This window comes from Cryobacterium sp. MDB2-A-1 (genome assembly GCF_004402675.1).
In the GTDB taxonomy this organism is placed as follows: domain Bacteria; phylum Actinomycetota; class Actinomycetes; order Actinomycetales; family Microbacteriaceae; genus Cryobacterium; species Cryobacterium glucosi.
This window is the reverse complement of record NZ_SOFK01000051.1, coordinates 124,031-134,007: the sequence shown is the minus strand read 5'-3', so window position 1 is coordinate 134,007 and position 9,977 is coordinate 124,031. Positions and strand designations below refer to the sequence as shown.

The 9,977-nt window shown below is 70.5% G+C and carries 10 protein-coding genes; 4 read left to right on the top strand and 6 right to left on the bottom strand.

Features of this window, described 5'->3' with window-relative positions; translation table 11 throughout:
* The 4 genes from crtI to idi form a co-directional block, all read right to left on the bottom strand.
* On the bottom strand, positions 1-1,706 hold a 1,706-nt coding region (gene crtI / locus E3O39_RS18415), incomplete at its 3' end, for a phytoene desaturase family protein (protein WP_134542340.1).
* On the bottom strand, positions 1,703-2,611 hold the full coding sequence (locus E3O39_RS18410; protein ID WP_134446123.1) for a squalene/phytoene synthase family protein: 909 nt from the start codon (positions 2,609-2,611) through the stop codon (positions 1,703-1,705). The genes E3O39_RS18410 and crtI, both read right to left, overlap by 4 nt.
* A complete protein-coding gene (locus tag E3O39_RS18405) occupies positions 2,608-3,654 on the bottom strand; it encodes a polyprenyl synthetase family protein (RefSeq protein ID WP_134446122.1) in 1,047 nt (348 codons plus the stop codon). Before E3O39_RS18405 ends, E3O39_RS18410 begins: the two co-directional genes overlap by 4 nt.
* Positions 3,647-4,183 (bottom strand): isopentenyl-diphosphate Delta-isomerase, encoded by a 537-nt coding sequence (gene idi, locus E3O39_RS18400; RefSeq protein WP_134446121.1) that lies wholly within the window; start codon positions 4,181-4,183, stop codon positions 3,647-3,649. The genes E3O39_RS18405 and idi overlap by 8 nt, the downstream gene beginning before the upstream one ends.
* Positions 4,184-4,261: 78 nt before the next feature.
* Between idi and E3O39_RS18395 the strand changes: the two genes are divergently transcribed.
* From E3O39_RS18395 to E3O39_RS18385, 3 genes are all read left to right on the top strand, one after another.
* Positions 4,262-4,879: a MarR family winged helix-turn-helix transcriptional regulator gene (locus E3O39_RS18395; RefSeq protein ID WP_134446120.1), complete on the top strand. Its 618-nt coding sequence runs from the start codon at positions 4,262-4,264 to the stop codon at positions 4,877-4,879.
* A 9-nt stretch (positions 4,880-4,888) separates the two neighbouring features.
* Entirely contained in the window at positions 4,889-5,416 is a 528-nt protein-coding gene (locus E3O39_RS18390) for an adenine phosphoribosyltransferase (protein WP_134446119.1), read from the top strand.
* A 90-nt stretch (positions 5,417-5,506) separates the two neighbouring features.
* Positions 5,507-6,010, top strand: a complete 504-nt coding sequence (locus E3O39_RS18385) for an NUDIX domain-containing protein (protein WP_134446118.1) — start codon at positions 5,507-5,509, stop codon at positions 6,008-6,010.
* A 10-nt stretch (positions 6,011-6,020) separates the two neighbouring features.
* Here E3O39_RS18385 and E3O39_RS18380 read toward each other — a convergent pair whose 3' ends face one another.
* On the bottom strand, positions 6,021-6,488 hold the full coding sequence (locus E3O39_RS18380) for a nitroreductase/quinone reductase family protein (protein WP_198413476.1): 468 nt from the start codon (positions 6,486-6,488) through the stop codon (positions 6,021-6,023).
* Between the two features lie 230 nt (positions 6,489-6,718).
* Here E3O39_RS18380 and E3O39_RS18375 point away from each other — a divergent pair, with 230 nt between their 5' ends.
* Positions 6,719-7,273, top strand: a complete 555-nt coding sequence (locus E3O39_RS18375; RefSeq protein WP_241985134.1) for a hypothetical protein — start codon at positions 6,719-6,721, stop codon at positions 7,271-7,273.
* Between the two features lie 52 nt (positions 7,274-7,325).
* Here E3O39_RS18375 and E3O39_RS18370 read toward each other — a convergent pair whose 3' ends face one another.
* Positions 7,326-9,965 (bottom strand): ATP-dependent DNA ligase, encoded by a 2,640-nt coding sequence (locus tag E3O39_RS18370; protein WP_134446117.1) that lies wholly within the window; start codon positions 9,963-9,965, stop codon positions 7,326-7,328.
* Positions 9,966-9,977 lie beyond the last annotated feature (12 nt).

Below are 9,977 nucleotides of genomic sequence, written 5' to 3'. Positions count from 1 at the left end.
CCGGTCGCGGCGGCTTCCGCGGCGCCGGCGCCGGCGGTGCCGCCCGCTGCGCCGGGCTCCGGGCGCAACGGCACCGTGACCCGGACCGCCGCCGGAACCGGCACGCGCCGGGGCAGGGGCTCCGCGAGCGGTCCCGTACTCGTGTCCGAGCGCATCCTCTTGAGCAGGATTTCGGCGCTGATCAGGCACATCGGAAGCCCGATGCCCGGGATCGTCGTACCGCCCGCGTAGTAGAGGCCGTCGATCTTCGAGGAGGCGTTCGACCCGCGGAAGAACGCGCTCTGCTTGAGCGTGTGTGCGGGGCCGAGTGCCCCGCCGCGCCAGGAGTTGAGGTCGTCGGCGAAGTCGCCCGGCCCGATCGTGCGGCGTACGACGATCCGGTCGGCGAGGTCGGGGATGCCTGCCCAGTCGGCGAGCTGCCCGATGGCGTCGTCGGCGATCGCCTCGATGGCGGGGGAGCCCGCGCCGTCGATTCCGCCGTGGCCGAGGCCGGGGTCTGCCGGGATCGGCACGAGCAGGAACAGGTTCGAGGAGCCGTCCGGTGCGACGCCGGGGTCTGTCGCGCTCGGCATGCAGACGTAGAACGACGCCGGTGAGGCGACGCTCGGCGTCTTCCCGAAGATGCGGCCGAAGTTCTCACCCCAGTCCCGGGTGAACAGGAGGGTGTGATGCTGCAGTTTCGGCAGCTGGCCGCTCACGCCGAGCAGAACGAGCACGGCGCCGGGCCCGGATACCCGGCGCTGCCACCAGGACTCCGGGTAGCTTTGCAACGGCTCGGGAAGAAGCTCGGTCTCGGTGTGGTGCAGGTCGGCGGCCGAGACCACCCGGTCGGCGGCGAGCCGAACGGTGGTCCCTGCCCTGTCGACGTAGCTGACCCCGGTGACGGATGCTCGAAGTCGCTTCGACACGCCAGGCCGCGTTCCCGGTGTGGTGGTGATGGCGGTGACTCTCGCGCCCGTGATCACTTCGACGCCCTCTGCCCTGGCGAGGTCGGCGATGCTGTCGATCAGGCGGGTGAAGCCGCCCTGCGGGTAGAGCACGCCGTCGGCAAGGTCGAGATGACTCATCAGGTGGTACATCGACGGGGTCTGGTCGGGGGAGGAACCGAGGAAGACGGCCGGATAGCCGAGGACCTGGCGCAGTCGCGGGTCGCGGACGTAGCCGGCGACGAACGTGTCGAGCGGCTGCAGGAGCAGCCGGGCGAGCCGGGGGAGGCGGGTCAGGACGTCCCGTACGAGCAGCGGCCGGAACGACTGGAAGCTCGTGTAGAGGAACCTGGACACGGCCATCCGGTAGGTGTCCTCCGCGGAGTCCAGATAGCGGTCGAGCGCGGCACCCGCTCCTGGCTCGAGGCTTTCGAACAGGGCTATATTGTCGGCGCGTTCGGCGCGGATGTCGATCGGGTCCGGGTCGTCCTCGAAGAAGACCCGGTAGCCGGGGTCGAGACGGCGCAGCTCGAGCTGCTCGGCAGAGCTCGTGCCGAACAGGCGGAAGAAGTGGTCGAAGACGCCGGGCATCAGGTACCAGGACGGTCCGGTCTCGAACCGGAACCCCTGTTCCGTCCACGATCCTGCGCGGCCACCGAGGGTGTCGTTGGTTTCGAGCAGGGTCACCCGGTGCCCGTCACGGGCGAGCAGGGCCGCACTGGCGAGGCCGGCGATCCCGCCGCCGATCACGATCGTGCGGTTTCCATTCGAAGGGGTCATTTCTTCCACGCTCCAGGGCCGAGGGCTGCGCCGAGGGCGATCATCAGTTTTTCCGGGTCGGGTACCCGCACCCGGGTGTTCAGCAGGGATCGGGCGGGCGTTCCGCGGAGTTTGACCGCGAGGCTCGCGAAGAGGCCGTGCGCTGCGGCAACCGCACGCCGACTCCCGCGGGGGAGCAGGGGCAGCGCGCGCGCCGCGGCGTCGAGGTCCGCGTCCATGTCGTCGAGGAGGAAGTCCTTCTCCTCGTCGGTCATGGTGAGCAGGTTCACTCCCGGGAAGTAGTTGCGTCCGAGATCGTCCCGGTCGGCGGCGATGTCCCGCAGGAAGTTGACCTTCTGGAAGGCTGCTCCGAGGCTGCGGGCGCCGGCCGTGAGCGTCGCCAGTTCGGTCTCCGTGCGTTCGGACTCGTGCAGGAACGAGCGCAGGCACATCAGCCCGACGACCTCCGCCGAGCCGTAGATGTAGTCGGCGATGCCGGCGGCGTCGAAGGGGGCCGGGTCGAGGTCGCGTCGCATCGACGCGAAGAACGGCGCCGTGAGCCGGGCGTCGATGCCGGTCGCCCGCGCGGTGTCCGCGAAGGCGTGCACGATGAGGTTGGTGCTGAAGCCGGTCTCGATCGCCCTCAGGGTCTCGTCCTCGAGCCCGTCGAGAGCCGCACGCTGGGCCGCGTCCGGGAGACCGGCCTGGCTGGCCGCGCCGTCGACGATTTCGTCCGCGATCCGCACGAGGGCGTAGATCGAGCCGACCTGGCGGCGTTCCCGCGCGGCGAGGAGGCGGCAGGCCAGCCCGAACGATGTCGAGTAGACGCCGATGACCTGGGCTGAGCTCGCATGAGCAGCCCGGGTGTACGTCGCGATCTGGGTGGCCGTGCCGGTCGTGGGCGTCGGGCGTCGGGTGTCGGTCATCGGCTGCGATTCACTGAGGTGTCGGCGAGCTGGGTGAGGGTCGTGCGGAGGACCGCGGGGATCGCGGCGGTGTCGAGCGCGGCGACCGCCCTGCGGGCGTGGTCGATCGCGAGCTCGTCGGTGGACTGCAGTGCCCCGCAGCTGCGCAGGAGTACCCTGGCCTCCTCTGCCTCGTCCTGGGTGAGGTCGGCCTTGCCGACGAACGGTGCGATCGCCGGCCAGTCGCCCGTCGTACCGGCGTAGGCAACGAGCGCGGTCTGCTTGCCCTCGCGCAGGTCGGTCAGTGCGCTCTTCCCCGTGCGCGCGGGGTCTCCGAAGACGCCGAGGATATCGTCGGTGAGCTGGAAGGCGACGCCGACGAGCCTGCCGAACCGTCCGAGGGCGACGATCGCCTCCTCGCTCGCCCCCGCGAGCACGGCCCCGGCCATCAGGGGAGCCTCGAAGGAGTAGACGGCGGTCTTCTGCTCGAGGGTCACGGTCACTTCCTCGACAGAGAGGGGAGTCTTCGAAGCGGTGTTCGTGACGTCCGCGAGTTCACCGGCCGCCGACACGAAGACGGCCCGGTCCAGAAGGTCGAGGAGCCGGCCGCGCTGCTCGGCGCCGATCGGCAGCAGGGCGAGTGCGCGGTGCGCCTCGCTCAGGGCGAGGTCGCCGGCGAGGATCGCCGCCGTGGTCGCCCAGGCGCCGGTCTGCGTCCCGACTGCGCCATGGGCGAGGGCGCGCTCCGTGAACCTGCCGGCGACGTTCGCGACGCCGCGACGGTGCAGGTCGCGGTCGATCACGTCGTCGTGGATCACGAACGCGGTGTGCAGGAGTTCGAAGCTCACGGCGACCGGGATCGCCAGGCTCATCTCTGTTCCTCCGAGTCCGGCGAACGCGGCGAGCACGAGCGCGGGACGCACCCGCTTGCCGCCACTGCTGGCCTGCTCGAGCGAGTCCCAGAGAGCGACGTAGTGCGTTCCGTAGTCGCTCGCTCGCAGCCTGGCCGCCGCGAAGTATCGCTGGAGTTCGGTCTCTACTTCGATGTGGGCGATCTCAGGCATCGAATCTCAACTCCTTCAGTTGGAGCACCATCCATGGGCTGAAGGCCCACGGGCTGGAGAGCGCGCTCGCGCGCAGGGTTTCGGGGTCGGTCCACACGTATTCGGAAACCTCATCGGGATTCGGCACGGGGTCGGTGTGCACCGTCGCGCGGTACACCGGGCAGATCTCGTTTTCCACGATGCCGCTCGCATCCGTCGCCCGGTAGCGGAACAGGGGAAGCGCCACGGTCAGTTCGTCGAGGTCGAGGCCGAGCTCAAACCGGCCGCGCCGTGCGATGGCCCGCCGCTGCGACTCGTCCGGGAGGGGATGCCCGCAGAAGGAGTTCGTCCAGACTCCCGGCCAGGTCCGCTTGCCGAGGGCGCGCCGGGTGACGAGAACCTCCCCGCGTTCGTTGAAGACATAGACCGAGAAGGCGAGATGAAGGGCGGTATCGGCGTCGTGCATCGTGCTCTTGGGCGCCGAGCCGATCGGGCGCCCTGATTCGTCGAGCAGTACGACGAGTTCGACCGTCTGGTCCACAGCCTGCATGTGATTCCTCCCCTTCCCGCCACCATACCCGTAGATATTGCTAACCAAGTTAGCTAATCGTGAGGCTAGCATGGTGGAATGTCCGAACGAGCCACTTTCCCGCCCCGGTCTCCGTCGCCGGAGCCGAGCTTCTGGACCGGCCAGGGGAACAACGGGACGACCGGGACCACCGGTGCTCGCGACGTTCTCGCCGCGCTCCGGGCATTCCGGGCCGCGGATGCCGCGATGCGCGAGCGCGCCAGGGCCGAGCTCGCGGTGAACGAGACCGACCTCGTGGCCATCAGGCACCTGATCCAGCGCGAGGCCCGCCGGACCCCGGTCAGCCCGAAGGATCTCACCTCCCACCTCGGGATCTCCTCTGCCGCGACGTCGAAGCTGCTCGCGCGCCTGACCCGCACCGGGCACATCCGCCGCGAGGCGCACGCCGTGGACGGACGGGTCCAGCTCATCTTCGCGACGCCGGCGGCGCATCAGGAGGTGCGCCGGGCGCTCGGGGGCGTGCACGAGCGGATGTTCGCGGCCGCAGAGGACCTCGAACCGTCCGAACGAAACGCCGTTATCCGCTTCCTCACGGCCATCGCCGACGCCATGTCCGCAACGACGACGGACACCGCGTCGCACCACGGCGGCACTCCGACCGGGGTCACAGCCCCGAGCGGGGGGACCGAAGCGGTTCAGGGGCACTCGACCACCTAGGCTTGACCGGTGCCAACACCAGCAGCAGACCATGTGACCGCCCTCCTCGCGTCCTACCAGGACTTCCCGGAGACGGGCATCCTCTTCCGGGACCTCAACCCCGTTTTCGCGGACGCCGTGGCCTTCCGGGCGCTCATCGACGAACTCGCCGGGCGGTTCGCCGGGCAGTTCGACGCGGTCGCAGGAATCGAAGCGCGGGGTTTCCTGCTCGCGGCGGCCGTGGGATACGCGGCGGGGGCATCCGTGCTCGCCGTGCGCAAGGGCGGCAAGCTGCCCGGCTCCGTGCTGTCGGAGAACTACGACCTCGAATACGGTTCGGCGTGCCTCGAACTCGAGATCGGCCAGCTGCCGGAGGGATCCCGGGTGCTCGTCCTCGACGACGTGCTCGCGACGGGCGGAACGATCGCGGCCACCTCCCGGCTCGTCCGGCGTGCCGGCTATCGGCTGACGGGCGTCGGCGTCGTGCTCGAGCTCACCGAACTCCTCGGCCGCGACCGCCTCGGCACCACCCCGCTGCACACCATCGTCGCCCTGTAGAACCACCCCGCAGCGGGCAGGCACCGACCGCACTGTGCGAAAACCGCACGCTCTGGGCCGAATGGCGGCCGGATGCCGCATGCTTGGTTCATGACGGGAAACGGCGACGAGTGGGTCTTCGCGCCAGACGGCCGCAGGTTCTGGGGACGCTTCGGGGCCGCCGGGCTGCTCGTGCACCACGCCGACCTCGGGGTGCTGATGCAGCATCGCGCCGCGTGGAGCCACAACGGCGACACCTGGGGGCTTCCCGGCGGCGCCCGGCATGAACACGAGACCGCCCTCGAAGCCGCGCTCCGCGAGGCGAACGAGGAGGCCGGCGTGCCCGCCGAACTCGTGAGCGTGCAGTTCAGCTCGGTACTCGATCTCGGCTTCTGGTCGTATACGACGGTCGTCGTACGCGCCCTCGAACCCTTCGAGCCCGTGATCAGCGACCGTGAGAGCATCGCACTGCGCTGGGTGCCCGCCGAGCTCGTCGACGCACTGCCGTTGCACCCCGGCTTCGCCCTGAGCTGGCCGGCCCTGCGCGCCCGCCTGGACGGGGCGGATGCCGGCGGCCCGGCCACCGACGTCCGCTCGCCGGAGTCGCGCGCCTGACCCGGTGCAGTCAGACGGCGGTCAGCACCCGGAAGACGGGATGGTCCGCGGCGATCGCCTCGAATGCCGAAACGGGTTCGTGCCGGTCCACGGGAATGTGCGGGCGCCCGCCCGGGGCCTTCTCGGCGAAGCGTTTCAGGACCGGCGCGCGGTCCTCCGCCGGCACCTCGACGAGCCAGACCGGGCGCGCCGTGCGCCTGCGGAGCGTCGCCCGGCCGCCAGCCGCGCGCACGTTCCGCACCCAGTTGCATTCGCCGAGCATCGAGACGAGGTACCACTGGCCGTCAACGTCGGCCATCCCGATCGGGAACCGGGTCACCTGTCCGCTGCGTCGCCCGATGACCTCGAGGGAGACCCAGCGTCTCGGCAGCACTCCGAGGCGCAGCGCCCGGTTCCACAACCGTGCATAGCGCTTCGCCGTGGCGTTCCCCCGCCCGCCGGAATACATCGCGCGAAGCCGGTCTGCCTGGGCGCCCATTACCGCGCCCTCCTCAACGGACGGGACGCCTGCCGGGGGACCGCGTGCGAATCGCCCCGGGGAAGCCACGGCACGATCGGGCTCGCCACGCGCTGGTATGCGGGATAGTCCGTGTCCATGCCCGAAGCGTACGCCGGGTTCGGCCGTCCGGCACCGTGCTTCCGGCACGCTCCACCCGATCCGTGACACCGGCCCCGTGCGACTCGCTACCGTTGACACCCGGAGGAATCATGAAACTGGAACCGTTGTTCCTCAGGCTCGACCGGGTCGCCGGTGGTCGGTCCGTGGAATACACCATCGCGCCCGAGATGCGCCGGCACCCCAGGACCAGGCGCACGTTCGTCGCGATTCTCTGGCTCCTCGCCGCGGAACTGGTCCTCGGCGCGGCCGCGGTCGTCATCGCTGTCGTCCTGTTCCTCGGCGGCACCGAGATCCCGACCTCGGTCTGGATGCGCACCTTCGTCGTGCTCGCGATGACGCTCACCCTGCTCTACTTCGCCTGGCGGGCGCAGAAGGGCTTCTACTGGGCCTACCTCCGGCTGCGCCTGTTCAGCAAGATCTTTCCGGTGATCACGCTCGTCCTCGCCGCCATCCCGGGCCTGTACCCGTTGTGGATGGTCAGCGAGCAGATCCTGTTCAGCCTCATCATGATCGGCGTCGGAGACTACCTCTCCTCCGACCACATGCGCGAGGCGTTCCCCAGGCCGCCGCGCACACCGAAGCCGCCGCGCACACCGAAGCCGCCGCGCACCCCGAAGCCGCTGCGCACCGCACCGCCGCGCTAGCCTGGCGCGTTACGGACCCCACCCGAATGTCGCAGGGCGCCGCGACGCAGGCTCAGGCCTCCCGCACGACCTCCTCCGCGGCCTTGTCCGGGCGCCAGCCCCGCCACGACGGATGCCGCAACCGGCCATCCGAGGTCCACTCGAGATAGTCGACCTCCCCGACCAGGACAGGCCGCACCCAGTGCGCGTCCCTCACATCGGCCGCCGGCACCGCAGCGAACGGGCTCTCCGCCTGCGCGAGCCGGTCGAGCCGGCCACGCAGCACGACCAGGTCCCTGTCGCGGAAACCGGTGCCGACCCTCCCGACGTACTCGAGCCCCGCCTCGGACGGAATCCCGAGGAGCAGCGAACCGAGCGACCGCGACCGGTTGCCGTTCCCGGTGCGCCAGCCGCCGATCACGACCTCCTGAGCCCGGTGGTGCTTGATCTTGATCCAGGACCGCGACCGCCGCCCGCCCTCGTATCCGCCGTCGGCGTCCTTCGCGACGATGCCCTCGAGGCCGAGCTCGCGACTCACCCGCACGGCATCCTGCGCGTCGCCGGGCAGGTCAGGCGACAGCTGCACCGCCCCGTCGCCCGTGACGAGCGACTCGAGGATCGCCCGCCGCTCCGAGTACGGCGTGCGGCTGAGGTCGACCCCGTCGCGTTCGAGCACGTCGAACACGAGGTACTGCACCGGGGTCGCGGCGGCTGCGGCGGCCACCGTGCGGCGGGTCAGGTGCATCCGGCTCTGCAGCAGGCCGAAGTTCGGCCTGCCGGAACGGTCGAGTGCGACGATCTCCCCGTCGAGCACCGCACTGGCCGCGTCGACAGCGGTCGGAACCGCCGCGAGGAGCTCGGGGTAGGCATCCGTCACCTCGTTGCCCGCGCGGGTGAAGAGCCGCACCGGCCGTTCGGCGCCCACCGTCGACAGGTAGGCGAGCGCGCGAATGCCGTCCCACTTCGGTTCGAAGGCCCACCGGATGTCCGTGACCAGGTCCGCGGCCGATCCGAGCGTCGCAAGCATGGGCGTGTACCGCCCCCGCGGGCTCGCATCCGGCCGCTCGCCCGGCGCGACTCCGCCGGTCTCTGCGCCGGGGGCCGTTCCGGGAGTCCGTCCTGAGTCCGCACCGGTCTCGGGGCCCGGGTGACCCGATGTCGTCGCGGTGTCCGGTTCGGCAGCGGCTGATTCAGCAGCGGATGCGGCGGCCGGTGCCACCGCCCGCCGGACCCTGGCGCCGGCCTTCGGCTTCATCAGGTGGATGAGCCAGTTCTGGGCAGAGCGGTCGTGAGAACCCTGACCCTGCGCGTTCGTGCGGATGAGTGCGAACCTCCGCGTGCCCTCGAGGCCCCCGCCCGGCTCCCCGTGCAGGGTCGCGATGACCTCGTCCTCCCGCCATTTCTCGAGGTCGTAGCGGCCGCGATCCCAGATCGACACCGTGCCCGCCCCGTATTCCCCTGCCGGAATCTCACCCTCGAACCCGCCGTACTCGAGGGGATGGTCTTCGGTGCGCACGGCGAGGTGATTCTTCGCCGGATCCGTCGGCACCCCGCGCGGGAGCGCCCAGGAGGCGAGGACACCCTCGTGCTCGAGACGGAAGTCGTAGTGCAGGTTCCTGGCGTGGTGTTCCTGGATCACGAAGCCCTGCCGGTCGGGGCTCGCAGTCACGGCGGTGCCTGCTTCCGGCACCGGCTCCGGGGTGCGCGCCGCCGAGCGTTTGCTGCGATACACGGCGAGCCGGTCCCCGGGGTCCGGCGCGGGGGCATCCGCCCCCGCATCGTGCGCGGCGCCGCGTGCCGGTTCGCGCGCCCCCGAACCGTGCGCTCCGAGCAGCGCGGCGAGCGGATCGCCGCCGTGTTCGACCCGGCTCAGCGCCTGCTTGTAGTCGAGCTGGGCGAGTCCGGGCTCGGCGAGCTCCCGCCAGGTGCGGGGCATCGCGACCATCGGCCGGAACGTGCCGCGCAGGGAATACGGCGTGATCGTGGTCTTCGCAGCGTTGTTCTGGCTCCAGTCCACGAGCACCTTGCCGCCCCTGATCGACTTCTTCATGTCGCTCACCACGAGGTCGGGGTGGTCGGCTTCGAGTGCTCTGGCGAGTTCGTGCGCAACCTGCGAGATCTCGTCGGAGGTATGGGTCAGGTCGAGCGCGGCATACAGGTGGATGCCCTTGCTCCCGCTGGTGACCGGGAGCGGGTCGAGTCCCATATCGCGCAGGATGGCGCGTGCGAGCCTGGCCACCTCTGCGCACTCCGGGAGGGTGACGCCCTCACCGGGGTCGAGGTCGAGCACGAGCCGGTCGGGGTTGCGCCGGCTGCCGTCCCGCCCGAACTGCCACTGCGGAACGTGGAGCTCGAGCGCCGACATCTGCCCGAGCCAGGTCAGGGTCGCGACGTCGTTCACGAGCGGGTACACGTTCGTGTGGTCGGTGTGCTCGATCGAGTGGCGCTGCACCCAGCTCGGCGCTGAGTCCTCGAGGTTCTTCTGGAAGAACATCTTCTCCGGCTTCTCCACCGTGCCGACCCCGTGCACCCAGCGCTTGCGGGTCGCCGCACGGTTCGCGGCGTGCGGCACGAGCACCTCGGCGATCGCGGCGTAGTACCCGAGGACATCCGCCTTTGTGGTGCCGGTCTCGGGGTAGAGCACCTTGTCGAGGTGCGTGAGAGTGATCCGGTGACCGTCGACGGACACGACCTGGCTCGTCGCCTCGTTCATCCGGCCTCCGTT